General features: G+C 54.0%; 28 protein-coding genes. 8 read left to right on the forward strand and 20 right to left on the reverse strand.

Annotated elements, in window-relative coordinates:
* The 9 genes from QMZ30_RS14705 to fkpA form a co-directional block, all read right to left on the reverse strand.
* A partial coding sequence (locus QMZ30_RS14705) for a GTP-binding protein (protein ID WP_283228070.1) occupies positions 1-167 on the reverse strand: 167 nt, incomplete at its 3' end.
* Positions 168-236: 69 nt separating this feature from the next.
* Positions 237-2,351 (reverse strand): elongation factor G, encoded by a 2,115-nt coding sequence (gene fusA / locus QMZ30_RS14710; protein WP_039336352.1) that lies wholly within the window; start codon positions 2,349-2,351, stop codon positions 237-239.
* A gap of 93 nt (positions 2,352-2,444) precedes the next feature.
* Positions 2,445-2,915, reverse strand: coding sequence for a 30S ribosomal protein S7 (rpsG, locus tag QMZ30_RS14715; protein ID WP_007886246.1), 471 nt, complete (start codon positions 2,913-2,915; stop codon positions 2,445-2,447).
* Positions 2,916-3,011: 96 nt separating this feature from the next.
* A complete protein-coding gene (rpsL, locus tag QMZ30_RS14720) occupies positions 3,012-3,386 on the reverse strand; it encodes a 30S ribosomal protein S12 (protein ID WP_006120575.1) in 375 nt (124 codons plus the stop codon).
* Between the two features lie 126 nt (positions 3,387-3,512).
* On the reverse strand, positions 3,513-3,800 hold the full coding sequence (gene tusB / locus QMZ30_RS14725; protein WP_039336347.1) for a sulfurtransferase complex subunit TusB: 288 nt from the start codon (positions 3,798-3,800) through the stop codon (positions 3,513-3,515).
* Between the two features lie 9 nt (positions 3,801-3,809).
* The gene (tusC, locus tag QMZ30_RS14730) at positions 3,810-4,169 is read right to left on the reverse strand and encodes a sulfurtransferase complex subunit TusC (protein ID WP_283227953.1); all 360 of its coding nucleotides are present in this window, start codon (positions 4,167-4,169) and stop codon (positions 3,810-3,812) included.
* Positions 4,169-4,555 carry a sulfurtransferase complex subunit TusD gene (gene tusD / locus QMZ30_RS14735; protein ID WP_283227954.1) on the reverse strand — a complete coding sequence of 129 codons (387 nt, stop codon included), beginning with the start codon at positions 4,553-4,555 and terminating at the stop codon, positions 4,169-4,171. The genes tusC and tusD overlap by 1 nt, the downstream gene beginning before the upstream one ends.
* Complete coding sequence (locus tag QMZ30_RS14740) at positions 4,555-5,277, reverse strand: helix-turn-helix transcriptional regulator (protein WP_039336339.1); 723 nt, start codon at positions 5,275-5,277, stop codon at positions 4,555-4,557. Before QMZ30_RS14740 ends, tusD begins: the two co-directional genes overlap by 1 nt.
* Positions 5,278-5,447: 170 nt before the next feature.
* A complete protein-coding gene (fkpA, locus tag QMZ30_RS14745) occupies positions 5,448-6,278 on the reverse strand; it encodes an FKBP-type peptidyl-prolyl cis-trans isomerase (protein ID WP_039336338.1) in 831 nt (276 codons plus the stop codon).
* Between the two features lie 279 nt (positions 6,279-6,557).
* Between fkpA and QMZ30_RS14750 the strand changes: the two genes are divergently transcribed.
* Positions 6,558-6,776, forward strand: coding sequence for a SlyX family protein (locus QMZ30_RS14750; protein WP_039336354.1), 219 nt, complete (start codon positions 6,558-6,560; stop codon positions 6,774-6,776).
* A gap of 72 nt (positions 6,777-6,848) precedes the next feature.
* On the opposite strand, the gene slyD is transcribed toward QMZ30_RS14750, so the two are convergent.
* From slyD to kefG, 4 genes are all read right to left on the reverse strand, one after another.
* Positions 6,849-7,397 carry a peptidylprolyl isomerase gene (gene slyD / locus QMZ30_RS14755; RefSeq protein WP_039336337.1) on the reverse strand — a complete coding sequence of 183 codons (549 nt, stop codon included), beginning with the start codon at positions 7,395-7,397 and terminating at the stop codon, positions 6,849-6,851.
* A gap of 192 nt (positions 7,398-7,589) precedes the next feature.
* Positions 7,590-7,784, reverse strand: a complete 195-nt coding sequence (locus QMZ30_RS14760) for a YheV family putative zinc ribbon protein (protein ID WP_039336336.1) — start codon at positions 7,782-7,784, stop codon at positions 7,590-7,592.
* Between the two features lie 46 nt (positions 7,785-7,830).
* Positions 7,831-9,633 carry a glutathione-regulated potassium-efflux system protein KefB gene (gene kefB / locus QMZ30_RS14765; protein WP_059109758.1) on the reverse strand — a complete coding sequence of 601 codons (1,803 nt, stop codon included), beginning with the start codon at positions 9,631-9,633 and terminating at the stop codon, positions 7,831-7,833.
* On the reverse strand, positions 9,633-10,184 hold the full coding sequence (kefG, locus tag QMZ30_RS14770) for a glutathione-regulated potassium-efflux system ancillary protein KefG (protein WP_058969708.1): 552 nt from the start codon (positions 10,182-10,184) through the stop codon (positions 9,633-9,635). The genes kefB and kefG overlap by 1 nt, the downstream gene beginning before the upstream one ends.
* A 115-nt stretch (positions 10,185-10,299) precedes the next feature.
* Between kefG and QMZ30_RS14775 the strand changes: the two genes are divergently transcribed.
* Complete coding sequence (locus QMZ30_RS14775; RefSeq protein WP_283227955.1) at positions 10,300-12,204, forward strand: ABC transporter ATP-binding protein; 1,905 nt, start codon at positions 10,300-10,302, stop codon at positions 12,202-12,204.
* Positions 12,205-12,338: 134 nt separating this feature from the next.
* On the opposite strand, the gene tauD is transcribed toward QMZ30_RS14775, so the two are convergent.
* Genes tauD through tauA form a run of 4 tightly spaced genes read right to left on the reverse strand, consistent with a single transcriptional unit; the run spans position 12,339 to position 15,757 of the window.
* Positions 12,339-13,178, reverse strand: coding sequence for a taurine dioxygenase (gene tauD / locus QMZ30_RS14780; protein WP_283227956.1), 840 nt, complete (start codon positions 13,176-13,178; stop codon positions 12,339-12,341).
* Positions 13,175-14,002, reverse strand: a complete 828-nt coding sequence (tauC, locus tag QMZ30_RS14785) for a taurine ABC transporter permease TauC (protein WP_283227957.1) — start codon at positions 14,000-14,002, stop codon at positions 13,175-13,177. The genes tauD and tauC overlap by 4 nt, the downstream gene beginning before the upstream one ends.
* Positions 13,999-14,766 carry a taurine ABC transporter ATP-binding subunit gene (gene tauB, locus QMZ30_RS14790; RefSeq protein WP_058969716.1) on the reverse strand — a complete coding sequence of 256 codons (768 nt, stop codon included), beginning with the start codon at positions 14,764-14,766 and terminating at the stop codon, positions 13,999-14,001. The genes tauC and tauB overlap by 4 nt, the downstream gene beginning before the upstream one ends.
* 10 nt (positions 14,767-14,776) lie before the next feature.
* Entirely contained in the window at positions 14,777-15,757 is a 981-nt protein-coding gene (tauA, locus tag QMZ30_RS14795) for a taurine ABC transporter substrate-binding protein (RefSeq protein WP_502921483.1), read from the reverse strand.
* 232 nt (positions 15,758-15,989) lie between these two features.
* Here tauA and QMZ30_RS14800 point away from each other — a divergent pair, with 232 nt between their 5' ends.
* Complete coding sequence (locus QMZ30_RS14800; protein WP_283227958.1) at positions 15,990-16,970, forward strand: LacI family DNA-binding transcriptional regulator; 981 nt, start codon at positions 15,990-15,992, stop codon at positions 16,968-16,970.
* 1 nt (position 16,971) lies between these two features.
* On the opposite strand, the gene QMZ30_RS14805 is transcribed toward QMZ30_RS14800, so the two are convergent.
* Entirely contained in the window at positions 16,972-17,574 is a 603-nt protein-coding gene (locus QMZ30_RS14805; RefSeq protein ID WP_039332737.1) for a LysE family translocator, read from the reverse strand.
* A gap of 60 nt (positions 17,575-17,634) precedes the next feature.
* Between QMZ30_RS14805 and QMZ30_RS14810 the strand changes: the two genes are divergently transcribed.
* From QMZ30_RS14810 to QMZ30_RS14820, 3 genes are all read left to right on the forward strand, one after another.
* The gene (locus QMZ30_RS14810; RefSeq protein ID WP_283227959.1) at positions 17,635-18,651 is read left to right on the forward strand and encodes a hydrolase; all 1,017 of its coding nucleotides are present in this window, start codon (positions 17,635-17,637) and stop codon (positions 18,649-18,651) included.
* 2 nt (positions 18,652-18,653) lie between these two features.
* Positions 18,654-18,872 carry a YheU family protein gene (locus QMZ30_RS14815; RefSeq protein WP_039332733.1) on the forward strand — a complete coding sequence of 73 codons (219 nt, stop codon included), beginning with the start codon at positions 18,654-18,656 and terminating at the stop codon, positions 18,870-18,872.
* Positions 18,873-18,933: 61 nt separating this feature from the next.
* Positions 18,934-19,803, forward strand: coding sequence for a phosphoribulokinase (locus QMZ30_RS14820; RefSeq protein ID WP_039332731.1), 870 nt, complete (start codon positions 18,934-18,936; stop codon positions 19,801-19,803).
* Positions 19,804-19,876: 73 nt separating this feature from the next.
* Here QMZ30_RS14820 and QMZ30_RS14825 read toward each other — a convergent pair whose 3' ends face one another.
* Positions 19,877-20,281 (reverse strand): OsmC family protein, encoded by a 405-nt coding sequence (locus tag QMZ30_RS14825; protein WP_021507440.1) that lies wholly within the window; start codon positions 20,279-20,281, stop codon positions 19,877-19,879.
* Between the two features lie 288 nt (positions 20,282-20,569).
* Here QMZ30_RS14825 and crp point away from each other — a divergent pair, with 288 nt between their 5' ends.
* Positions 20,570-21,202, forward strand: coding sequence for a cAMP-activated global transcriptional regulator CRP (gene crp, locus QMZ30_RS14830; RefSeq protein ID WP_039332728.1), 633 nt, complete (start codon positions 20,570-20,572; stop codon positions 21,200-21,202).
* 58 nt (positions 21,203-21,260) lie between these two features.
* Positions 21,261-23,336: a YccS/YhfK family putative transporter gene (locus QMZ30_RS14835; RefSeq protein WP_283227960.1), complete on the forward strand. Its 2,076-nt coding sequence runs from the start codon at positions 21,261-21,263 to the stop codon at positions 23,334-23,336.
* Here the strand turns inward: QMZ30_RS14835 and argD are convergent, their stop codons facing one another.
* Entirely contained in the window at positions 23,337-24,557 is a 1,221-nt protein-coding gene (gene argD / locus QMZ30_RS14840; RefSeq protein WP_283227961.1) for a bifunctional acetylornithine/succinyldiaminopimelate transaminase, read from the reverse strand.
* Positions 24,558-24,580 lie beyond the last annotated feature (23 nt).

Below are 24,580 nucleotides of genomic sequence, written 5' to 3' on the forward strand. Positions count from 1 at the left end.
TCTTCAGGCGCTTTATCGATCTCGTCGAATTTACTTGCCTTACCGCCGTAGGTTTTAGCCAGAACGGTGGTGATTGCTGCAGTCAGAGTGGTTTTACCATGGTCAACGTGACCGATGGTGCCGACGTTTACGTGCAGTTTGTTACGCTGAAATTGCTCTTTCGCCATGGCGATAATTCCTTACGTTGTGCCTTCATGAGTCATGAAGGCATCAGTTCACAATTTTTAAACCGTAGCTTATTTGCTACGAGCTTCAATAACGGCCTGAGCGACGTTGTTCGGCGCATCATCGTACTTCAGGAACTCCATGGAGTAAGAAGCACGGCCTTTGGTCAGAGAACGCAGCTGAGTTGCATATCCGAACATTTCAGACAGTGGAACTTCAGCATGGATCTGAACGCCAGTAGCGTTAGATTCCTGTCCTTTGAGCATACCACGACGACGGCTAAGGTCACCGATAACGTCACCAGTGTTCTCTTCCGGAGTCTCAACTTCAACTTTCATGATTGGCTCAAGCAGCACAGGTTGTGCTTTTTTGAAGCCTTCTTTGAACGCTAAAGAAGCAGCCAGTTTAAACGCCAGCTCTGAGGAGTCGACATCATGGTATGAACCGAAGTGCAGACGAACACCCAGATCAACTACCGGATAACCCGCCAGTGGACCTGATTTCAGCTGCTCCTGAAGGCCTTTATCAACCGCAGGGATGTATTCAGTTGGAATCACACCGCCCTTGATATCGTTGACAAATTCGTAACCTTTCGGGTTAACACCTGGCTCCAGAGGGTACATGTCGATAACAACATGACCGTACTGACCACGACCACCAGACTGCTTGGCGTGTTTACCTTCGATATCGGTAACTTTAGAGCGAATCGCTTCACGGTAAGCAACCTGTGGTTTACCCACGTTTGCTTCCACGTTGAACTCACGCTTCATACGGTCAACGATGATATCGAGGTGCAGTTCACCCATACCGGCGATGATGGTCTGGTTAGATTCTTCATCAGTCCATACGCGGAATGATGGGTCTTCTTTAGCCAGACGGCCCAGAGCCAGACCCATTTTTTCCTGGTCAGCTTTGGTTTTTGGTTCAACGGCGATTGAGATTACTGGCTCAGGGAATTCCATGCGCTCAAGGATGATGACGTTGTCTGGGTCACACAGGGTGTCACCAGTGGTCACATCTTTCAGGCCGATCGCTGCTGCGATGTCGCCCGCACGAACTTCTTTGATCTCTTCACGTTTGTTAGCGTGCATCTGTACGATACGGCCCAGACGCTCACGGTTTGACTTAACCGGGTTGTAAACGGTATCACCCGTGTTAACAACACCTGAGTAAACGCGGAAGAAGGTCAGGTTACCAACAAACGGGTCGGTAGCGATTTTGAACGCCAGTGCAGCAAACGGCTCTTTGTCGTCTGAGTGACGCTCAGCCGGCGTGTCTTTACCGTCGTCCAGCATACCGTTAATCGCGGTAACGTCAGTTGGTGCTGGCAGGTATTCAACAACCGCATCCAGCATCGCCTGAACACCTTTGTTCTTAAATGCAGAACCACAGGTTACCAGGATAATTTCGTTGTTCAGAACGCGCTTACGCAGAGAGGTTTTGATCTCTTCTTCAGTCAGCTCTTCGCCGCCGAAGAATTTATCCATCAGCTCATCAGAACCTTCAGCTGCAGCTTCAACGAGCTTAGCACGCCATTCTTCAGCCAGTTCCTGCATATCCGCTGGAATATCTTCGTAAACGAAGGTGACGCCTTGATCGGCCTCGTTCCAGTTGATTGCTTTCATTTTCACCAGGTCAACAACACCGGTGAAGCCTTCTTCTGCGCCGATAGCCAGCTGAAGTGGTACTGGGTTTGCACCCAGACGATCTTTCATCTGACCAACAACTTTCAGGAAGTTAGCACCCATACGGTCCATTTTGTTAACGAACGCGATGCGTGGAACTTTATATTTGTTAGCCTGGCGCCATACGGTTTCAGACTGTGGCTGAACGCCGCCAACTGCACAGTAAACCATTACCGCGCCATCAAGCACACGCATAGAACGCTCAACTTCGATGGTGAAGTCAACGTGTCCCGGGGTGTCGATGATGTTTACGTGGTGTGGTTCGAACTGCTTAGCCATACCAGACCAGTAACAGGTAGTCGCAGCAGAGGTAATGGTAATACCACGCTCCTGCTCCTGCTCCATCCAGTCCATGGTTGCTGCGCCGTCATGTACTTCACCGATTTTGTGGTTTACACCGGTGTAGAACAGAACACGTTCGGTAGTAGTAGTCTTACCGGCGTCGATGTGCGCACTGATACCAATGTTGCGGTAGCGCTCAATGGGTGTTTTACGAGCCATTTGATTCCTCTGATTCTGAGACGTTCTAAGTTAAAAAAGCCCAGCAGGTGAGTCACTGGGACGCCCGCTGGGTTAATAACAACTACGCAGCTGTTACCAGCGGTAGTGTGCGAACGCCTTGTTGGCTTCTGCCATGCGGTGAACGTCTTCACGTTTCTTAACTGCAGTACCTTTGTTCTCTGCAGCATCAGAAAGTTCGTTCGCCAGGCGGAGAGCCATAGATTTATCACCGCGTTTACGAGCAGCTTCTACGATCCAACGCATTGCCAGAGCATTACGACGAACCGGACGGACTTCAACTGGAACCTGGTAGGTTGAACCACCAACGCGACGTGACTTAACTTCTACAGTCGGACGTACGTTTTCGAGTGCAACTTCGAAAGCTTCCAGACCATCTTTACCAGCACGTTGAGCCAGGGTATCAAGTGCGGTATAGACGATAGATTCAGCAGTAGATTTTTTACCATCTACCATCAGGATGTTTACAAATTTAGCCAGCAGCTCTGATCCGAACTTAGGATCCGGCAGAATTTTACGCTGACCAATGACGCGACGACGTGGCATGGAAATACTCCGTTGTTAATTCAGGATTGTCCAAAACTCTACGAGTTTATTTTGACATTAAAGTTAAAACGTTTGGCCTTACTTAACGGAGAACCATTAAGCCTTTGGCTTCTTCACGCCATACTTGGAGCGTGACTGCTTACGGTCTTTAACACCTGAGCAGTCCAGCGCGCCACGAACGGTGTGGTAACGCACACCTGGCAAGTCTTTAACACGACCGCCACGGATCAGGATCACTGAGTGCTCCTGCAGGTTATGACCTTCACCGCCGATGTAGGAGGTAACTTCAAAACCGTTAGTCAAACGCACACGGCAAACTTTACGCAGTGCTGAGTTTGGTTTTTTAGGGGTAGTGGTGTACACACGAGTACAAACACCACGTTTCTGCGGGCAAGCTTCCAGCGCAGGCACGTTGCTCTTTGCAACTTTGCGTACGCGTGGTTTGCGAACCAGCTGGTTAACTGTTGCCATTAAATAGCTCCTGGGATTTAGCTTTTTGCTTCGTAAACACGTAATAAATCGCCTCGTATTTCTACGAGGAGGCAGAATTCTAGGACTGTGTCAAAAGGGTGTCAAGAAATAACCAAGTTTTCGCTGTTACCAGGCCACTTGTTGTTGGTGCTTTATCGTCAAGGCAACGAACCCAGTATAGTCCAGCGGCTGGATGTTGGTCGAAATTTGGCCAACAAGTCCGCGTGCCAGCACATCTTCTTCTAAAACCCACAGCGTTGCAGGCGAAGACGACAGCTTGAGGAACATCTGGCTGCCCTCGAGCGCGGCGGTGACGCCATCCTGCAATAGCAATACATCATCCCCCTCTTGCAACAGCAGCAGAAGGCTATCGAGGTCGCATTGCCAGGGGGATTGCAACAGCGTATAAAGCATGGTCGTTTCTCAGAAGCGGATGATACGGTGATAAGTCGCGAGTTTCTGACGCAGAGCGGCTGCATTCAGCACCTCCGCCGTCAATACGCGGTTGGCCGTCACAGACTGCCCACGTGCCAGCAGTGACTCCTCGCAGACAAAACACTGGTCGATGTCATAAAGCTCCAGCACCCCAAAGGTAGCAATGTAGTTGCGCGCCAGAATCTTTTCCGGCTGCTGGTGCGGGTTAAGTTGCAGCACGCCATCACCCACAAAGAACAACGCAATATCTTCACTCAGCGCGCCTGTCGCCAATACTGCATCCAGCCCTTCCCTGCCGGCACTGCTGCCGTGCGGAGCCTGAGTAAACAGAAAAGCCACACGATTCATCAGAATTGCACCAATCGATCGCAACTGAGTGCGGCTTCCGCTAACGCACCCAATCCACTGAGTTCAAAACCCGCTTGCAGATTGCTGCCAGAGAGTTGTAATCGCGCGGCTTCCTGCGCATCGGTCACGCCACGACGCAGTGCCGCCGCCACGCAAATATTCAACGCCACGCCACTTTGGTCATGCAGATGCTGCCATTCCCTCACCATATCGATTTCATCGCTAGCGGGTGCCGTCAGCTGATTGGCATTCAACACGCCCTCACGATAAAAGAAGACGCTTTCCAGCTGATGTCCCGCCCCGATTAGCGCACGCGCAAACAGCAGCGCGCTGCTGGCATGCTGCGTACCGTACGCCGGGCCGGTGACCAGCAAGGTGTAGCGCATTAGCGATCCTGCCCCTGGAAATCACCGTTTTTAAACTGGCGGATATAGAGATAAACCGTGTGTTTGGAGATATTCAGGCGGTCAGCCACCTGATTAATCGCGTCTTTAATATCGAAGATACCTTTCTCATACAGATTGAGCACAATCTGACGATTCTTCGCGTTGTTCGACACATTACGGTCAGCACTCACCTCTTCAATGGTGAACTCCAGCGTTTGCATCACCAGGTCTTCGACGGAACTGGCGAAGTTGACGTTGGAATCAACCTGCTGCATTTCTGGCGGCATAAATGTCGACATGATTTGGGAGAAAGGCACGTCAAGGTTCATGTTGATGCACAGCAAACCGATGACACGCTGCTGGCGATTGCGAATGGCGATAGTCACCGATTTCATCAGCACGCCACTTTTCGCGCGCGTGAAATAAGCACGAGAAACATTGCTGTCTGCGCCGTGCATATCATGCAGCATACGCAGAGCCAAATCGGTAATCGGAGAACCCACTTTACGGCCGGTATGTTCGCCGTTGGCAATACGCACTGCCGAGCATTTCAAATCTTCCAGTGAGTGCAGGACGATTTCGCAGTGCGAACCGATCAGCATCGCCAGACCATCGACCACCGCTTCGTAAGATTTGAGAATATCGTAGTCGGCTTGCTCGAACGGACGTTGCTCCAGTAAATCGAAGTCAGTCAGTTCACCGGGATTGAATGGATTAGACATCGAAGACATTACCCTAAATGGCTGGAGCCTGTCTCGACAGCATTGGGGCAGACTCATATGGTGATTATTATGCAGCTGCTAGTCTGGCAAATGTCGTGGTTATTAGCCACCTAAATAATTCAGTAGAAATGAAACCGCCGCCCGAAGGCGGCGGTATAAGAAATGGCAGATTACTGCGCTTTCTTGTCAGCTTCGGCTGGAGCCTGAGCTTTCTCATCCGCTTTAGGCGCGGGTTTGATATCAAGCAACTCAACATCAAACACCAGGGTGGAGTTAGCCGGAATGCCCGGAACGCCATTTTTACCGTAAGCCAGGTTTGGTGGGATCACCAGCTTGATCTTACCGCCTTTCTTCACGTGCTTCAGACCTTCGGTCCAGCCTGGGATCACACCATCCAGACGGAACGACAGTGGCTCGCCACGGGTGTAAGAGTTATCGAACTCGGTACCGTCAATCAGCGTACCTTTGTAGTTCACGACAACCGTATCGCTGTCTTTTGGTGCGTCGCCAGTACCTTCTTTCTCTACCTGGTACAGCAAGCCTGATTCAGTTTTCTTCACGCCTTTTTCTTTGGCGAATTTGTCAGCGTAAGCGGCACCCTTATCAGAGTTCTCCTTCGCGTCTTTTTCCATCTTAGCCTGTGCTGCGCCTTTCACGCGGCCTTCGAAGGCTTGCAGCGTCTGCTCGATCTCTTGATCAGACAGCTTGCTCTTGCCACCGAATGCATCCTGAACACCTGCGATCAGCTGATCTTTGTCCAGTTTGATGCCCAGTTTCTCTTGTTCCTTCAGAGAGTTGTCCATGTAGCGACCCAAAGAGGCGCCCAACGCATAGGCTGACTGCTGGTCTTCGTTTTTGAAGGCAGCATTCTTAGGTGCCTGTGGCGCAGCCTGCGCTGCGTCAGCCGGAGCTGCGGTGGTTTCTGCTGCCATTGCCAGCGGTGCATTCAGCGCGACGGCCATGGTGGTAGCTAACAATGTGACTTTAAACAGTGATTTCATCCTTTCTCCAAAACCGAAGCATCTAAACCTCGGGAATCATTGCGGACAGTGGCCCACACTATAACTTTACGTGGCAGCGGCGAACACTCCCACAACGTAATTACCCGCTTAACATCCGACCTTTTTTGCATCAGGAAGTTTCACCAGAGATGAAGGCATTCGCGCTGTTTTCAACCATCAGGCCCCATAAAGGTTAAAAATCGGGTGATTCTGGCGCCAAAGGTCGTAGAATCACGCCCGATACGCGCCAGGCGCAGCACCGTAAGAGGAGAAGAGATGATGCAACAAGAAGAGTGGGAACAACGCCTTGAGGCACTGGAAAGCAAGCTGGCTTTCCAGGAAGACACTATCGATCAGCTCAATCACACGGTGACCCAGCATGAACTGGAGATGAGCAGAATGCGTGAACAGGTGCGTTTGCTGGTCGATAAAGTGAAAGCCGCGACACCTTCATTGCTGGCTTCGCAGTCAGAAGAGACGCCGCCACCGCACTACTGATGTCCAGAATGGTTGTGCTGCAAACATAAAAAAGGCCACCTCACGGTGGCCTCTTGTCTCTTCAGGCAAAACTTAGTGGCTGCAGCCGCAACCGCCTGTGCCACAGCCGCCTTGACCGTGATCGTGACCATGGTCGTGATCATGATCGTGGCCGTGTGCGCCATGCACGTGACCGTGGGCGATTTCTTCTTCCGTTGCTTCACGGATCGCCACCACTTCCACGTTAAAGTTCAGGTTCTGACCTGCCAGCATGTGGTTACCATCAACCACAACATGCTCGTCTTCCACTTCGGTGATTTCAACCGGAACCGGGCCTTGATCGGTTTCTGCCAGGAAGCGCATGCCAACCTGCAGTTCATCCACGCCCATGAACACGTCTTTTGGTACGCGCTGAACCAGATTGTCATCATACTGACCGTAAGCATCGTTTGCTGGGATATGCACATCAAACTTATCGCCTACATCATGATTTTCCAGCGCTTTTTCCAGACCAGAAATCAGGGAACCATGACCGTGCAGATAGTCCAACGGTGCACTCACCGGTGACTCGTCAACCAACACACCGTCTTCGGTACGAACCTGATACGCCAGGCTCACCACCAGGTCTTTTGCTACTTTCATGATATCTCCTAACCGTTGAGAACTGAGATCCCGTCTCATTGGTCTATTTGCGTGCAATAACCAACCAGAAAGGTTCAAGACTGAGGATGCCAACAAATGTGTTGCTGCATACTGCTCAGCGTTAATGGCGCCGATTGTAACGGAATTCAATCCCGCTGTAAGTTTAAGCTTAAAAAAAGCTGCGCCATTCCGCTATTCAGGATGAAAAATGCCGATCACTTGCTCGTTGCTGCGCACCTGCTCGCGAACCTGCTTATCCGCTTCGCGCATTTGGTGGCCGCACTTGACGCACTCCACCACATCGACATTGTTTTCACGCCACAGCGCCAGGGTGTCTTTTTCCTGACATTGCGGACAGACTGCACCGGCAATAAAACGTTTACGCATACTCTTTCCTGCCCGTCATTAGTGAACGGATACGTTAAGTGTAGTTCTACTCGTCATCCCAGCCGTCAAACTGGCGTTTTTCGTGCTGCATTTCCCGCTGGAAGATATCCTCCAGCTCACGGCGCGCTTCTTTCACACGTGAAACCTGGGCACTGTCATCGTGGCTTGGCACCAGTTCACGCAGCATACGCATATCCAGCCGACGGAAGTGCTGCTGAGCACGTTGCGCCTGGTGCGGATGCATACCCAATGAGATCAGCGCTTTGCGGCCTAGCTCCAACGCACTCGAGAAGGTTTCACGTGAGAACAGCGTCACACCCGCCTGCAACAACTCATGCGCTTCAACACGACCACGTGCACGCGCCAGGATTTCCAACTGCGGGAAGTGCTGCTGGCAAAGATGCACGATGGTCATCGAATCTTCAGGATCATTGCAAGTAATCACGATCGATTGCGCATTTTCTGCGCCGGCAGCGCGCAACAGCTCCAGCTCGGTCGCATCGCCATAGTAAACCTTGTAGCCATATTTGCGCATCAGGCTGACTGCAGAGATATCACGTTCCAGTACGGTGATACGTTTGTTGTTGGCCATCAGCAGGCGGCCCACCACCTGACCGAAACGCCCAAAGCCCACCACAATCACCTGCGGCTGATCGTCTTCGACAAACGGCTTTTCACTGTCATCATCTGGCTCATTGAAACGGCGCGCGAGCAATTTATCCACGCCCTGCATCAGCAGAGGGGTGGTCATCATCGATAGCGTCACCGTCACCAGCAGCAGCGGCAGTTGATCGCCGCTGAACAATTTGGCGGAGGAAGCCGCCGAGAACAGCACGAACGCAAACTCACCGCCCTGGCTCAACACGCCAGCAAACTGCTGGCGCTCAGAACTGCGCAGCCCGTAAATACGCGCCAGCACATAGAGCACCAGCGTTTTCACCGCCACCAGAATCACCACGCCAAGAATGATTTCGACGATGTGGGTATAGAGCACGCCAAGGTTCAGCGCCATGCCAACGGAGATAAAAAACAGCCCCAGCAGTAACCCTTTAAAGGGTTCAATCGCCACTTCCAGCTCGTGGCGATATTCACTTTCTGCCAACAGGATACCGGCAATAAAAGTACCCAGCGCCATCGACAGCCCCAGCGCATCCATAAACAGCGCAGAGCCGAGCACCAGCAACAACGAGGCTGCGGTGAACACTTCACGCACCCCCGAAGCCGCAATAAAGCGGAAGATAGGACGCAGCAAATAGCGGCCGCCCACCAGCATGCCGGCAAACGCCAGCACCTTCATCCCCACTTTCAGCCAGTCGACATGGCCACTGTCACCCCCTGCCAGCAGCGGGACCAGCGCCAATGCGGGGATGACGGCTAAATCCTGAAAGAGCAGCACCGAGAAGCCAAGCTGACCCGCTTCACTGCGGTTCATGCCTTTATCTCGCATCAACTGCAGCGCCATGGCGGTTGAAGACATGGCCAGACCAATCCCGCCAATCACCGCTGCTTGCCAGCTAAAGTTCGTGAGCCACAGCAGCACCCCAAGAATGGCGGCAGAAACCAGCACCTGCGCCGCCCCCACGCCAAAGATCGAGCGGCGCAACGCCCAGAGCTTCGCAGGATTCAGCTCAAGGCCGATGATGAACATCAGGAACACCACGCCGAGTTCAGAGAAATGCAGAATTTCATCGACGTCGCTGATAAAACCTAAGCCCCAAGGGCCGATGGCGATGCCCGCCAGCAAATAGCCCAGCACCGCGCCAATACCGAGGCGCGCCGCAATCGGCACGATCAGCACCGCGGCAACCAGATAGATCACCCCGGCAGTCAGTAAGGTTTGCCCTTCCATTACATGACTCCCTGTGGCAATGGCGCAGCGAGCCAGTCGCGGTATGCCTGCGCATAATTACGCATCACATCTGACGTCTGGCGGCGTGCCCAGTAGATCACCATCGGCGTCATCCAGTGCATACGGCACATCTGGGCCGTCAGCTCAAACGGACGCATGATATCGCTCATGGGATAGCGATTTAACCCATGCGCATGATAAGCCGTTTCCGGCTCCCCGGTGGTTACCACGCTGCGCCAATACTTACCTTCTAATGCATTGCCGTCTGTACCGCTGGCAAAGCCGCGCGACAAGACGCGGTCCAGCCACTCTTTTAGCAATGCTGGGCAGCTGTAGGTATAAAGTGGATGCTGAAACACCACGATCTGATGCTCACGTAACAGTTGCTGCTCGTGGTGAATATCAATAAAAAAGTCCGGATAGTGGGCATATAAATCGTGCACCGTGACGTGGTCCAGTTCCATAGCCGACTGCAGCAAAACCCGATTAGCAATCGAATCCTGTGATTCCGGATGGGCGTAAAGCAGCAAAATTTTGGGTGGCTGCGACATCGTTCCCCTCCAAAGCGTCGTCACAGCAGAGGAATTCCGCTACCATGCTCGACGCAACTAAACATTCTCGAATTATGTTGCCGATAAATTAACATATTCTGACGATACGGCGCTTATGATTGTATTTTCCTCATTACAAATCCGCCGCGGCACCAATGTGCTGCTGGATAACGCAACAGCCACCATTAATCCCGGCCAAAAAGTCGGTCTGGTGGGCAAAAACGGCTGTGGCAAATCTACGCTGCTGTCGTTGCTTAAAGGTGAACTCAGCAGCGATGCAGGTCACTTCACCTTTCCCAATAGCTGGGCACTGGCATGGGTGAATCAGGAAACCCCTGCGTTAAGTAAAGCCGCGCTGGAATATGTTATTGATGGCGACCGCGAATATCGTCAGCTTGAATCCGAATTAGCGGAAGCCAATGCCAAAGATGATGGTAATGCCATCGCTCTGGTACACGGCAAGCTCGATGCGATTCAGGCATGGAGCATACACGCGCGCGCTTCCAGTCTGCTGCACGGATTGGGCTTTAGCCAGGAACAGTTGATGCGGCCGGTGAGTGATTTCTCCGGTGGCTGGCGTATGCGCCTTAACCTGGCGCAGGCGCTGGTGTGCCGCTCCGATCTGCTGCTGCTTGATGAACCCACCAACCACCTCGATCTCGATGCGGTGATCTGGCTTGAGCGTTGGTTAAAAAGTTACGAAGGCACGCTGATCCTGATCTCGCACGACCGAGATTTTCTTGATCCGGTGGTGGATAAGATTATCCATATCGAGCAGCAGACGATGTTCGAATATACCGGCAACTACAGCTCGTTCGAACGCCAGCGCGTGGCCAAACTGGCACAGCAACAGGCGTTGTTCCAGAGTCAGCAGGAAAAAGTACAACACCTGCAAAAGTACATCGATCGCTTCCGCGCACAGGCCACCAAGGCCAAGCAAGCACAAAGCCGTATCAAAATGCTGGAGCGCATGGAGTTGATTGCCCCGGCACACGTCGATAATCCGTTCAGTTTTAGCTTCCGTGCGCCAGAAAGCCTGCCAAATCCGTTGTTAAAAATGGAGAAAGTAACGGCGGGTTACGGTGAGCGCATCATCCTTGATGCCATCAAACTCAACCTGGTGCCCGGTTCACGCATTGGCTTGCTGGGCCGTAACGGTGCAGGTAAATCGACGCTGATTAAACTGCTGGCGGGCGAAATTGAAGCGCTGGACGGCAAAGTCGGATTGGCCAAAGGCATCAAACTCGGTTACTTCGCACAGCATCAACTTGAGTATCTGCGCGCTGACGAGTCCCCTTTACAGCATCTGGCGCGCATTGCGCCACAAACGCTGGAACAGCAGCTGCGCGACTATCTGGGCGGTTTCGGCTTCCAGGGTGACAAAGTCAGCGAGATCACCGAACGCTTCTCCGGCGGTGAAAAAGCGCGACTGGTGCTGGCGTTGATCGTGTGGCAGCGCCCTAACCTGCTGCTGCTTGATGAACCGACCAACCACCTTGATCTCGACATGCGCCAGGCACTGACCGAAGCGCTGATTGACTTCGAAGGCGCGCTGGTTGTGGTTTCGCATGACCGCCATCTGTTGCGTTCGACCACCGATGACCTCTATCTGGTGCATGACCGTAAAGTCGATGTCTTCGAAGGCGATCTTGATGACTATCAGCAGTGGTTGAGCGACTTGCAGAAGCAACAAGCGCAACAGGATGCCGCACCAAAGCAGGATAACGCCAACAGCGCCCAGTCACGCAAAGATCAGAAACGCCGCGATGCCGAACTGCGTTCGCAGACTCAGCCGTTGCGTAAAGAGATTGAGAAGCTTGAGAAGCAGATGGCGAAATGGCAAAGCCAGTTGAGCGAAGCCGAAGCCTTACTCTCTGACAGTGCGATTTACGATCAGAGCCGTAAAGCCGATCTCAACACAGCGTTGCAACGTCAGGCCGAAAGTAAATCCGCGCTGGAAGAAGTTGAAATGGCATGGCTGGATGCGCAAGAGCAGTTGGAGCAGATGCTGGCGAGTTAAAGCATCACAGTATGTTGAAGACGATCGTAGCGTAGCGAGATAAGGCGCCAGGTGCGCCATGAGCGGAGCATACATGCAGTATGTGAGCATCATGGCGCGCCGCAGCAACGCGATCGCAGCACGCTACGGACGTTTTAAAACGGTTTGTCCCCCAAAACCGTTGCCCGATGCATCACCCTTCGTGCCGGATAATAATCCGCATTCGCGTAATGCTGCGTCACGCGGTTATCCCAGATCGCCACATCATTCTCCTGCCAGCGCCAGCGTACCTGGAACTCGGGTTTGGCGGTATGTGCGAACAGGAAGCCCAACAGTGCATCACTCTCTTTCTCACTCAATCCCAGCAAGCGCGTGGTAAAACCTTCATTCACAAACAGCGCTTTGCGCCCGCTCACCGGATGGGTTCGGATCACCGGATGTTGCACCGGTGGATTTTTCGCGACAGCCTGCTGCCAACGCTGATGCTCTTCTTCGGTTTTACGGTACTTATACTCCTGGAAAGATTTTTTAAAATCGTGCTCGGCCTGCAAGCCACTCAGCAGCTGCTTAAAGGGTTCAGACAGCGCTTCATAGGCTGCAATCCCGGTGGACCACAAGGTATCGCCGCCACTCTCCGGCAACAGCTTCGAGGCGAGAATCGCAATCGCTGGAGGCGTGTCGATAAAAGTCACATCGGTGTGCCAGTTATCATTATCCGGCGGATTGTCCTGATGGGTGTCCAGCACGATAATCTCTTCCACCCCTTCCGCATGCGGATAAACCGGGTGGATATGCAGATCGCCGAAGCGCACCGCCAGCGCACGCTGCTGTGCGGGTGTGATCACCTGATTACGCAGAAACAACACTTGATGGCGTAGCAGGCCGTGATAAAGCTGCTCAAACTGCGCGTCGCTTAACGGGCGGCTGAGATCGAGATCGCCGACCTGTGCGCCGATATGCGGGCCCAGCGCGGTAAAAGTCACACGTTCATTCATTGTTGTTCTCCATTCCAGGGTGTCAGACGGCGCTGCAGAGCGCGCAGACCCAGTTCTAGACTAAAGGCAATCAGCGCAATCACCGCGATACCGGCCAGCACCACATCGGTGGCGAGAAACTCGCCCGCCGACTGCACCATAAATCCGAGCCCGCGCGTGGCAGCAATCAGTTCGGCGGCCACCAGCGTTGACCATCCCACGCCCAGGCCAATCCGCAAACCGGTCAGAATTTCCGGCAGCGCCCCCGGCAAAATCACGTAACGTAACAGCTGCCAGCGCGACGCGCCTAATGCCTGAGCCGCACGAATCCGCACCTGCTGCGCATTTTTCACGCCTGCCAGCGTCGAGAGCGTCACCGGCGCGAAGATCGCCAGATAGATCAGTAAAATTTTCGAGGTTTCGCCGATACCAAACCAAATCACCATCAGCGGTAAATAAGCCAGCGGCGGCACCGGGCGATAGAGTTCAATCAGCGGATCCAGCAGCCCACGAATCGCCGGACTCAATCCCATCGCAATGCCCACCGGAATACCGATCAGTGCGGCAAAGAACAGCGCTACCAGCATGCGCGTCAAACTGGCACCCAAGTGTTGCCACAGGGTCGCATCCATAAAGCCTTGTGGGCTGGCGATCAGCAGTAACTTTTGCAGCACCTGCTGTGGCGGCGGTAGAAATAAAGGGGCGACTAAACCGAGTGCGGTCACCGCCCACCACACCAGCAGCAGCAGAGCTACGCTTAACAAGCTGAGAGAAAACTGGGGTGAAAACGGCCAGCGCAGCGAGCGGCGCCGCGTCTGGGTTTTCTCATCAATCACCGCACTCATACAAACGCCTCCCGCTGGGAAAAGACCTGATTCAATACATACTCACGACGTTCGATGAAAGCCGGATCGGATTTAATGCTGCGGCACGGCTCACCCGCGGCAAACCGTTGGCCAAAGTCGAGTTTGATTCGCTCAACCACGCGCCCTGGCCCCGGCGACAGCAGCACCAGTTCGCTGGCGAGAAACACCGCTTCCTCTATATCGTGGGTTATCAGCAAAATCTGTTTACCGGTATCCCGCCACAGCGTCAGAAGCAGTGTTTGCATCTGTTCGCGGGTAAAAGCATCCAGCGCACCAAACGGCTCATCTAACAGCAGCAGCTGAGGGTCAGCCGCCAGCGCACGGGCAATACCCACGCGCTGACGTTGACCCCCAGAGAGCTGCCAGATAAAACGCTTTTCTGCCCCTTCCAGTCCCACTTTGCGGATCAAACGTCGGGCGATGGCGTGACGCTCGGCTTTCGCCATTCCCGCCAGTTGTAAACCAAAGGCCACGTTATCGATCACGTTACGCCACGGCAGCAATCCCTCGTTCTGGAATACCACGCCGCGTTCGGCACCGGGCCCGTTCACCGCTTTGCCATCCAGCGTAATGCTGCCCGACTCCAGCGGCAGAAAACCGGCAATCAGATTGAGCAGTGTGGTTTTTCCGCAACCAGAAGGCCCCAGCACCACCAGCAGGTCGCGTTGGTCGAGCTGCAAATTGATATCTTGCAGCGCGGGTTGTCCGGCGTAACGCGCATTCAGGTTGGTGATGCTGAGCATATAACCTCCGTTACTTCGCTAAGGGTGCAACAAAGCGTGTGGTGACGTAGCTGCTGTAGTCGCTGGCGGCATCCGGCACTTTGCCCTGCTCTTTCAGGAAGTGCGCGGTGTCGACAATCGCCTTGTTCACGGGTTTACCCAGCTGTTCGAGCTGTTGATGCGCAGTCAGGTAAGTGTTGCCTTTCACCAGCACCGGCACATCGCTCTCCGGCACGCCGCTTAAGCGTGACAGCTTGCTCAGGTTGTCTGGCTGCTTGAGCCACTGATCGGGATTGGCGATATACGCCTGTTGTGCGTCAATCGCGCTGCGGGCGAAGGCGGTGACGATCTCAGGATGCTGTTGCGCGAAGTCTTTGCGCACCACCCAGACATCCAGCGTCGGTGAGCCCCATTTGCCCACCTGAGAAGAGTCAGTCAACACCGTGCCGTCTTTTTCCAGCTCATTCACCGCAGGAGACCAGACATAGGCGCCATCGATGTCACCGCGTTTCCACGCGGCAATAATGGCGGGCGGTTGCAGGTTCACTAACTGCACCTGTGATGGCTTGATGCCCCAATGTTTGAGCGCAGACAGCAGGCTGTAATGCGTTGTGGAGATGAAAGGCACCGCAATGCGTTTGCCAATCAGATCTTTAGGTTGGGTGATGGATTTCTTCACCACCAGCGCTTCGGAATTACCGAGCTGAGAGGCCAACAGAAAGGCTTCAATCGGCAGCTGTTGCGTGGCTGCTACGGCCAGCGGACTCGACCCGATATTGCCGATCTGCACATCGCCCGAGGCCAATGCGCGCAGCACGCTGGCACCGCTATCAAATTTACGCCAGTCAACGGTTGCGCCACTCTCTTTGGCAAAGGTGTTATCGGCTTGCGCTACTTTGGCCGGCTCTGCCGAAGTTTGATACGCCACCGTCACGTTGACCGCTTGCGCCTGAAAGGCCATCAGGGCGAATGCTGCTGCCACTGCTGTTATTGTTTTTTTCACTGCCATCATCGTTCACCCCAATGTTATGTCGTGACGGCAGTTTCTCCAGTGCGGGTAATTTCATAAAGGAATTAAAAATTATCCCTAATGAAAATCTGTTCTTAGATCAACATCGGGCAAGGCTATGCGGAATACGCAATTGCAAAGAAGTCGTAAAGACAGAAATATGTCACGCGCTCACATCCTGACTGTGTTATTGATAGGCTCCTGATTTTACAACCCTGTTGCCGGTACTGAATCCATGTCGATTGAGAAAGTTGCGCATCTCGCTGGCGTATCAAAAGCCACGGTATCACGGGTGTTAAATCAACATCCCGGTGTGCGACCGGACACGCGTGAAAAGGTGCTGGCGGCCATTGAGCACTGCGATTACCAACCCAATCTCCTTGCACGTCAGTTGCGCACCTCGCAAAGCCATATGTTACTGGTGTTAATTTCAGACATCACCAATCCCTTCTGTTCGCGCGTAGTGCAAGGCATTGAAGCTGAAGCCGAGGCACAGGGTTATCACATCCTGTTGTGCAATTCGGCCTCGCAGTTACCCCGCGAAGCCGCTTACCTGGCGTTGCTGAGTGGTAAAGTGGTGGATGGCGTGATCACCATGGACGCTGCCGCCTGCCTACAGGAGCTGAAAGGTATGATTGGTGATGCGCCCTGGGTGCAGTGCGCGGAATACGATCCGTCGATCCCGGCCTCCAGCGTCACCATCGATAATAAAGAAGCCGCCTTCGAAACCGTGCGTTACTTGGCCAGTAAAGGCCGTCGCCGCATTGCGCTGGTGAATTGCGATATGCGCTACCTCTACTCCCATCAGCGAGAGTGTGGTTACCGTGAGGCGCTGGAACAGCTGGAACTCAGTTGGGGTGCAGTCGCTTATGCTGAAAACATTTCGTGCGAGTCGGGAAGCGCTGCGCTGCGGGAGTTGTTGTTGCACCCGGAACGTCCAGACGCGGTGTTTGCGGTGTCGGATGTGCTGGCCGTCGGTGTGATCCATGCCGCGCTGGAGGCCGGATTGCGCGTGCCGGAAGATCTGGCAGTGGTGGGATTTGATGGTATTCCGTTTACCAGCAGCCTCAACCCGCCACTGACGACCATTGAACAACCGATGAACCGGCTGGGCGCGCGCAGTGTTCAGCTGTTACTGAACCGCATCCGTCAGCCGCAGAGTGAGGTCGTGCGCGAGATGTTACCCTGGAAGCGCGTGGAACGCGCCTCCAGCTGACTCAACGCCAAATCAACAGCACGCAGGCGGCCGTCAATACTCCCATGGCGAGGTTGAAGATTTTCCACGCACGCGGGCTGCGCAGCAGGCGGCCAATCATCGAACCAAACCCCATCCAGATTACGCCAGATACCACGTTGACCAGTGCCATGCCGATGCTGATGGCTATCACCGAATGCAGGTAAGCATCGCCTGCGAGGCTGAAGCTGGCGACCGCACCCAACGCCATCAACCAGGCTTTAGGGTTGATCAGTTGCAGCAATCCGCCCTGCCAGAATGGCATCTGCTTCACGCTGGCGTCTTCCGTTTCCAGCTTCTCGTACTCCGCCGTCGCGATTTTCCACGCCAGCCACAGTAAGTAGAGGCTACCGGCAATCTTCAGCACCAGATGCAGAGAAGGATAAAGCAGGATGAGACCACCGATGCCAAATGCCACCATCAGCAACATGACTTGCATGCCAATCATGATACCAATCAGCAACGGAATGGTGCGCAGGAAGCCAAAATTAGCACCTGAGGCGGTAAGTAACATATTATTGGGACCTGGCGTGATGGCAGCGACCCAAAGAAAGCCCAACATTGATAAAAAAAGACTCAGTTCCATGTATATTCGGGTGCTCCTCACCCAGTAAAGCGGACAACCCATCGAAGCTATCAGCGACTTATGCATCAGACAAGCCTTTACCCAAGCTATTTTGATCGCCCCGACGGCGAGCGCTTTACACCGCTGCGCGGATTCAGTAACGCGCATCTACAAACACTGCTGCCGCGCATTCTGCGTCGGCGCGTAACCTTACGCCCACACTGGCAGCGCCTTGACCTGCCGGACGGCGATTTTGTTGATCTCGCGTGGAGCGAAGATCCCGCGCAGGCGCGCCATAAACCACGCATGGTGATGTTCCATGGCCTGGAAGGCAGCTTCCGCAGCCCCTACGCCCACGGCCTGATGCAGGCCTGCCAGGCACGCGGATGGCTGGCAGTGGTGATGCACTTCCGGGGCTGCAGTGGCGAACCCAATCGTCTGCAGCGCATTTATCATTCCGGTGAAACCGAAGACGCCACCTTTTTCCTGCATTGGCTCCAGCGCGAATGGGGTACGGTCCCGACGGCAGCGGTGGGCGTTTCACTCGGGGGTAATATGCTGGCCTATTTGCTGGGTATGCAGGGCAACGATGCACTGGTTGATGCCGCCGTTGCGATTTCGGCCCCCTTTGCCCTTGAACCCTGCAGCGAAAAGCTGGATGCCGGCTTCTCACGCTTCTATCAGCACTATTTGCTCACCAAGCTGAAACAGAACGCCACGCGTAAACTGCTGGCATGGCCCGGCACGCTGCCGGTGGAACTGAGCCAGCTGCGCGCCTTTCGCCGCATTCGTGAGTTCGATGATGCGATTACCGCTCGCGCGCACGGTTTTCTGGATGCCAATGACTATTATCGACGTGCCAGCGCCATGCCGCTGCTCAGCGGCGTGCGCAAGCCGTTGCTGGTCATTCACGCCAAAGACGACCCGTTTATGACCGATGCGGTGATACCAAAGCCAGAACAGCTGTCGCCCTCCATTGAATATCAGCTGACGCAACAAGGCGGTCATGTTGGTTTTGTGGGCGGCACTTTGCTGAAGCCGAAAATGTGGCTGGAACAGCGTGTACCTGACTGGCTTTCAACCTATCTGGATGTGTGATCGTGATTATTCCCTGGCAAGAACTTGAAGTGACTACGCTGGAAAACCTGATTGAAACTTTCGTGTTACGTGAAGGCACCGATTACGGCGAGCAGGAGCGTAGCCTGGCGCAGAAGGTGGCCGATGTGCGCCGCCAACTGGAACGCGGTGAAGTTGTGCTGGTGTGGTCTGAACTGCATGAATCAGTGAATATCATGCCAGCGCGAGATTTTCGCGGTTAATGCACTGCGTGGCAATTCGTGGTAACAATGCTCATCGCCGGACCTCACAGGGAGTTCTGTTATGTCAGCCAGGCATCCAATCATTGCCGTTACCGGTTCCAGCGGAGCCGGTACCACCACCACCAGCCTCGCCTTCCGTAAAATATTCCAGCAGCTGGATCTGCACGCTGCGGAAGTCGAAGGTGACAGCTTCCATCGTTACACCCGTCCAGAGATGGACATGGCGATCCGTAAGGCGCGCGATCTGGGTCGTCACATTAGCTACTTTGGCCCCGAAGCCAATGACTTTGGTTTGTTAGAACAGACGTTTAAGCACTACGGAAAAACCGGTCAGGGCGAATCGCGCAAGTATCTGCACACCTATGATGAAGCGGTGCCGTGGAATCAGGTGCCGGGCACCTTTACGCCGTGGCAGCCGCTGCCGGACAACACCGATGTGCTGTTCTATGAAGGGTTGCACGGCGGTGTGGTGACGCAACCGCATAACGTGGCAGAGCATGTGGATCTGCTGGTGGGTGTGGTGCCGATTGTGAACCTGGAGTGGATTCAAAAGCTGGTGCGCGATACCAGCGAACGTGGCCATTCCCGTGAAGCGGTGATGGATTCGGTGGTGCGTTCGATGGAGGACTATATCAACTACATCACGCCGCAGTTCTCTCGCACCCATATCAACTTCCAGCGCGTGCCGACCGTGGATACCTCCAACCCGTTTGCCGCACGTGAGATCCCTTCACTCGACGAAAGTTTTGTGGTGATCCATTTCCGTGGTCTGGAGGGCATTGCCTACCCTTACCTGCTGGCAATGATTCAGGGCTCGTTCATTTCACACATGAATACGCTGGTGGTGCCGGGCGGCAAAATGGGGCTGGCGATGGAATTGATCATGACACCGCTGGTGCAACGGCTGATAGAAGGTAAACGGATTGAATAATCCAGAATTTCTGTAGCGGCACGATGTATGGCGAGCATAACACCGCGCGATAAATCGCGCCGCGACAGTAGGATTACAACTCTACCACTTCATAGCTGTGGGTGATTTCCACACCTTTACCCAGCATGATCGCCACCGAACAATACTTCTCAGCGGAGAGATCAACCGCGCGGGCCACGGCTTTATCACTCAATGCTTTGCCGCTGACAATAAAATGCAGGTTGATGTGGGTAAAAATACGTGGCGCTTCTTCACGGCGTTCAGACGTGAGCTTCACCTCGCAATCGGCCACATCATTTCGGCCCTTTTGCAGGATAGACACCACGTCAATTGCGCTACAGCCGCCAGCGGCCATCAGAACCATCTCCATCGGGCTCGGCGCTTTATCCCCTGAATTACCGTCCATTAATACCTGATGGCCAGATGAGGATTCTCCGAGAAAGGTTAACCCCTCCACCCATTTCACTCGTGCCTGCATTATTCTTTCTCCTGAAGTGGCTATTTTGCCGCCAGAGTACGCTTTCAGTTGATAAACAGCAATCCAGACTCTTCCGCCTGTTGCTGAAGCGAGACAACAGAAGACAGCTTGCAAAAGCTGTGCTACAAACAGTGCTGAAAATATTTTCGTCGTAACAGACGAAGGCGGGAAGAATCAAAAGCGTAGCTTAAGAATCACCCGGAAATAAAACGCTCGACGATTACACCGCCTGACAGGGAAAACTGCCCCCTGTGCTTTGGGCACGATTACAATAGAGGATAATAGCGAATGGTTCTCGGCAAACCGCAAACAGACCCTACACTCGAATGGTTCCTGTCCCATTGCCATATTCACAAATATCCGTCAAAGAGCACGCTCATCCATCAGGGTGAGAAAGCGGAAACGCTGTACTACATCGTGAAAGGTTCCGTAGCGGTTCTGATCAAAGATGAAGAAGGCAAAGAGATGATCCTCTCCTACCTCAATCAGGGAGATTTCATCGGCGAACTCGGCCTGTTTGAAGAAGGTCAGGAACGTAGTGCCTGGGTACGTGCCAAAACTGCCTGCGAAGTGGCTGAAATTTCCTACAAAAAATTCCGTCAGCTGATTCAGGTAAACCCGGATATTTTGATGCGACTGTCGTCGCAAATGGCGCGTCGTCTGCAAATCACCTCCGAGAAAGTGGGCAACCTTGCCTTCCTCGATGTGACGGGCCGTATCGCGCAAACACTGCTTAATCTGGCCAAACAGCCAGATGCGATGACTCACCCAGACGGGATGCAGATTAAAATCACCCGTCAGGAGATTGGTCAGATCGTGGGTTGCTCACGCGAAACCGTGGGACGCATCCTGAAAATGCTGGAAGATCAGAACTTGATTTCCGCACACGGTAAAACCATCGTCGTTTACGGCACCCGCTAATTTCTTATCACCCACGGCGTGATGGCAACATCGCGCCGTTTTTGTTTGCGATGAGCTGATGTGGCGCCGAATCATCTATCATCCTGAGGTCAACTACGCCCTGCGGCAAACGCTGGTGCTGTGCCTGCCTGTGGCGCTTGGCTGGCTGTTAGGCGATCTGCAAAAAGGCCTGTTGTTCTCATTAGTGCCTGCCTGCTGCAACATGGCCGGTCTGGATACCCCGCATAAACGCTTCTTCAAACGTCTGATTGTCGGCGGTTCGCTGTTTGCCATCGGCAGTTTTTCGATCCAGTTGCTCACGGATTATCAGATTCCGCTGCCGCTCATTCTGTTTGTGCTGCCGCTGCTGATTGGTGTCACCGGTGAAATTAGCCCGTTACATGGCCGCTTGCTGCCAGCCACGCTGATTGCCGCCATCTTTAGCCTTAGCCTGGTTGGAAGGATGCCGGTCTGGGTGCCGCCGCTGCTTTATATCGGCGGTACGTTCTGGTACGGCCTGTTCAACTGGTTTTGGTTCTGGCTGTGGAAAGAGCAGCCGATGCGTGAAACCCTGAGCCTGCTGTATCGCGAACTGGCAGATTACTGTGATGCGAAGTACACGCTGCTGACGCAACTCACCGATCCAGAAAAAGCGTTACCGCCGCTACTGGCACGCCAGCAAAAAGCCGTCGATCTGATCACCACCTGTTATCAGCAAATGCATATGCTTTCGGCCAGCCGCGATAACAGCCATAAGCGTCTGACGCGGGCGTTTCAGGTGGCGTTGGATTTACAGGAACACATTTCGGTGAGCCTACATCAGCCGGAAGAGGTGCAAAAGCTGGTCGAGCAGAGCCACGCTGAGGCGGTGATCCGCTGGAATGCGAAAACCATCTCCGCGCGCCTGCGCATCCTCGCCGATGCGATTCTCTATCATCAGTTGCCAGAGCGCTTCCATATGGAGAAGCCACTCGGGGCGCTGGAAAAAATCGCGCGCCAGCACCCGGATAATCCGGTCGGCAACTTCTGTTACTACCACTTCAGCCGTATCGCACGCGTCTTACGCACACAGAAGCCGTTGTACACGCGTGACCTGATGGCGGATCGCCAGCGTCGTCTGCCGTTCTTCCCGGCGTTACGCAGCTATCTGTCGTTGAAATCTGCCGCGTTGCGGACTGCCGCACGTATCTCGGTGATGTTGATGTTTGGCAGCGCAGTCGCGCTGTTCTTCAACATTCCTAAACCCTACTGGATTCTGATGACCATCATGTTTGTCAGTCAGAATGGCTACAGCGCGACACGCGTGCGCATTCAGCACCGTGCGCTCGGCACCTTTGCCGGCTTGCTGATTGCCGCTGCCTCACTGCGGCTGGCCGTACCTGAATCAGTCACCTTGCTGTTTATGCTGGCCATCACCCTCGCCAGCTATCTGGTGACGCGCAAATATTATGGCTGGTCGATGATTGGCTTCACCGTTACCGCCGTGTATTCGTTACAGCTGCTGTCGCTCAACGGCGCACAGTTCTTATTGCCACGCATGATGGATACGCTGATGGGCTGTCTGATTGCGTTTGCAGGCATGATCTGGCTGTGGCCGCAGTGGCAGAGCGGGTTGCTACGCAGTAACGCCCATGATGCGCTGGAAGCCTATCAGGAAGCGTTGCGAATGCTGTTGGGACCGGAACAATCACCGGAAAAGCTGGCGTACCAGCGCATGAAGGTCAATCAGGCGCACAATGCGCTGTTCAACTCGCTTAACCAGGCATCGAGCGAACCAGGCTTCAACGCACAGTACCTGAAAGATATGCGCATGTGGGTGACACACAGTCAGTTTATCGTCGAGCATCTCAACGCCATGACGATTCTGGCGCGTGAGCACACCATGCTGACGCCGAAACTGGCGGAGCGTTATCTGCAATCCTGTGAAATTGCGCTGCAACGCTGTCAGCAGCGGCTGGCATACGATGGACCAGGCAATGACAGCAATATTCTGGAAGCGCCGGAGAATCTGAATGAGGGGCCGGTGACGATTGTGGAACAGCATGTGAAGCGCATCCTGCAACACCTGAACGTGATGCACACTATCTCTTCACTGGCATGGAGCCAGCGACCGCATCATGGTCGCTGGCTCAAGGTATTAAGGCCAAAAAGCTAATTACGCCGCCAGCACCTTCTCAATGGCTTTGGCGAAACGCGCCATGCCTTCTGCGATATCAGTTGGCTCGATCACCAGCGAAGGCACAAAACGAATCACATCGGTGCCCGCCGTCAGCACCATCAATCCTTCTGCAGCTGATGCATTGAGGATGTCGCGCGCTTTGCTGGCGTACTGCGGTTTCAACGCCGCACCAATCAGTAAACCTTTGCCGCGAATCTCACTGAACAGCTCAAATTGACTGTTGATGGCCTGCAGGCCTTCCACGAATTGCTCACGACGCGCTTCCACGCCATTCAGCACTTCTGGTGTATTGATGATATCCAGCGCGGTTTCGGCAATCGCACAGGCCAGTGGGTTACCGCCGTAAGTGGTGCCGTGCACGCCTGGTGCCATCACGGAGGCAATCTCGTTGGTGGTCAACATCGCACTCACCGGGAAGCCGCCGCCCAGCGCTTTTGCACTGGTGATGATGTCGGGTTTGATGCCGTAATGCTCGTAAGCAAACAGCTTGCCGCTACGCCCCATGCCGCTCTGCACTTCATCCAACACCAACAGCGCCTTATGCTCATCACACAGCGCGCGCAGGCCCTGCATGAATTCTGCAGTCGCCGCCACCACTCCGCCCTCACCCTGAATTGGCTCGACAACAATGGCGCAGGTGTGGTCATCAATCACTGCTTTAACGGCATCCAGATCGTTAAACGGCACATGCACGATATCGGCAGGCTTCGGTCCAAAGCCGTCAGAGTATTTCGGCTGACCGCCTACAGTGACGGTAAACAGGGTACGGCCATGGAACGCGTTGTGGAAGGCGATAATTTTGCTTTTGAACGGGCTGTGTTTCTTGCAGGCGTAATAACGCGCCAGTTTGAAGGCCGCTTCATTGGCTTCCGCGCCTGAGTTACCAAAGAACACGCGATCGGCGAATGTCGCGGCAATCAGTTTGCTGGCCAGACGCAGTGCCGGTTCGTTGGTGAATACGTTGCTGGTGTGCCACAAGGTTTCGCCCTGCGATTTCAGCGTTTCCACCAGCGCCGGATGGCAATGGCCTAAAGCAGTCACCGCGATGCCGCCGGAGAAGTCGATATACTCTTTGCCCTGCTGATCCCAGACTCGGCTGCCCTTGCCTTTAACCGGCACAAACTGCGCAGGTGCATAAACAGGCAAAATCACGTTATCGAACGTTTCCCGGGTTACCGCTAGTTTTTCCGCTGCCATTGCCGACCTCATTGGGTTATTTG

Source organism: Pantoea sp. EA-12, assembly GCF_030053355.1.
Classification (GTDB): domain Bacteria; phylum Pseudomonadota; class Gammaproteobacteria; order Enterobacterales; family Enterobacteriaceae; genus Pantoea; species Pantoea vagans_C.

Excerpts from the sequence above, each read along its gene's own strand:
- fusA (WP_039336352.1), bottom strand. The coding sequence starts at position 2,351 with ATGGCTCGTAAAACACCCATTGAGCGCTACCGCAACATTGGTATCAGT.
- rpsG (WP_007886246.1), bottom strand. The coding sequence starts at position 2,915 with ATGCCACGTCGTCGCGTCATTGGTCAGCGTAAAATTCTGCCGGATCCT.
- rpsL (WP_006120575.1), bottom strand. The coding sequence starts at position 3,386 with ATGGCAACAGTTAACCAGCTGGTTCGCAAACCACGCGTACGCAAAGTT.
- tusB (WP_039336347.1), bottom strand. The coding sequence starts at position 3,800 with ATGCTTTATACGCTGTTGCAATCCCCCTGGCAATGCGACCTCGATAGC.
- tusC (WP_283227953.1), bottom strand. The coding sequence starts at position 4,169 with ATGAATCGTGTGGCTTTTCTGTTTACTCAGGCTCCGCACGGCAGCAGT.
- tusD (WP_283227954.1), bottom strand. The coding sequence starts at position 4,555 with ATGCGCTACACCTTGCTGGTCACCGGCCCGGCGTACGGTACGCAGCAT.
- QMZ30_RS14740 (WP_039336339.1), bottom strand. The coding sequence starts at position 5,277 with ATGTCTAATCCATTCAATCCCGGTGAACTGACTGACTTCGATTTACTG.
- fkpA (WP_039336338.1), bottom strand. The coding sequence starts at position 6,278 with ATGAAATCACTGTTTAAAGTCACATTGTTAGCTACCACCATGGCCGTC.
- QMZ30_RS14750 (WP_039336354.1), top strand. The coding sequence starts at position 6,558 with ATGCAACAAGAAGAGTGGGAACAACGCCTTGAGGCACTGGAAAGCAAG.
- slyD (WP_039336337.1), bottom strand. The coding sequence starts at position 7,397 with ATGAAAGTAGCAAAAGACCTGGTGGTGAGCCTGGCGTATCAGGTTCGT.
- QMZ30_RS14760 (WP_039336336.1), bottom strand. The coding sequence starts at position 7,784 with ATGCGTAAACGTTTTATTGCCGGTGCAGTCTGTCCGCAATGTCAGGAA.
- kefB (WP_059109758.1), bottom strand. The coding sequence starts at position 9,633 with ATGGAAGGGCAAACCTTACTGACTGCCGGGGTGATCTATCTGGTTGCC.
- kefG (WP_058969708.1), bottom strand. The coding sequence starts at position 10,184 with ATGTCGCAGCCACCCAAAATTTTGCTGCTTTACGCCCATCCGGAATCA.
- QMZ30_RS14775 (WP_283227955.1), top strand. The coding sequence starts at position 10,300 with ATGATTGTATTTTCCTCATTACAAATCCGCCGCGGCACCAATGTGCTG.
- tauD (WP_283227956.1), bottom strand. The coding sequence starts at position 13,178 with ATGAATGAACGTGTGACTTTTACCGCGCTGGGCCCGCATATCGGCGCA.
- tauC (WP_283227957.1), bottom strand. The coding sequence starts at position 14,002 with ATGAGTGCGGTGATTGATGAGAAAACCCAGACGCGGCGCCGCTCGCTG.
- tauB (WP_058969716.1), bottom strand. The coding sequence starts at position 14,766 with ATGCTCAGCATCACCAACCTGAATGCGCGTTACGCCGGACAACCCGCG.
- tauA (WP_502921483.1), bottom strand. The coding sequence starts at position 15,757 with ATGATGGCAGTGAAAAAAACAATAACAGCAGTGGCAGCAGCATTCGCC.
- QMZ30_RS14800 (WP_283227958.1), top strand. The coding sequence starts at position 15,990 with ATGTCGATTGAGAAAGTTGCGCATCTCGCTGGCGTATCAAAAGCCACG.
- QMZ30_RS14805 (WP_039332737.1), bottom strand. The coding sequence starts at position 17,574 with ATGGAACTGAGTCTTTTTTTATCAATGTTGGGCTTTCTTTGGGTCGCT.
- QMZ30_RS14810 (WP_283227959.1), top strand. The coding sequence starts at position 17,635 with ATGCATCAGACAAGCCTTTACCCAAGCTATTTTGATCGCCCCGACGGC.
- QMZ30_RS14820 (WP_039332731.1), top strand. The coding sequence starts at position 18,934 with ATGTCAGCCAGGCATCCAATCATTGCCGTTACCGGTTCCAGCGGAGCC.
- QMZ30_RS14825 (WP_021507440.1), bottom strand. The coding sequence starts at position 20,281 with ATGCAGGCACGAGTGAAATGGGTGGAGGGGTTAACCTTTCTCGGAGAA.
- crp (WP_039332728.1), top strand. The coding sequence starts at position 20,570 with ATGGTTCTCGGCAAACCGCAAACAGACCCTACACTCGAATGGTTCCTG.
- QMZ30_RS14835 (WP_283227960.1), top strand. The coding sequence starts at position 21,261 with ATGTGGCGCCGAATCATCTATCATCCTGAGGTCAACTACGCCCTGCGG.
- argD (WP_283227961.1), bottom strand. The coding sequence starts at position 24,557 with ATGGCAGCGGAAAAACTAGCGGTAACCCGGGAAACGTTCGATAACGTG.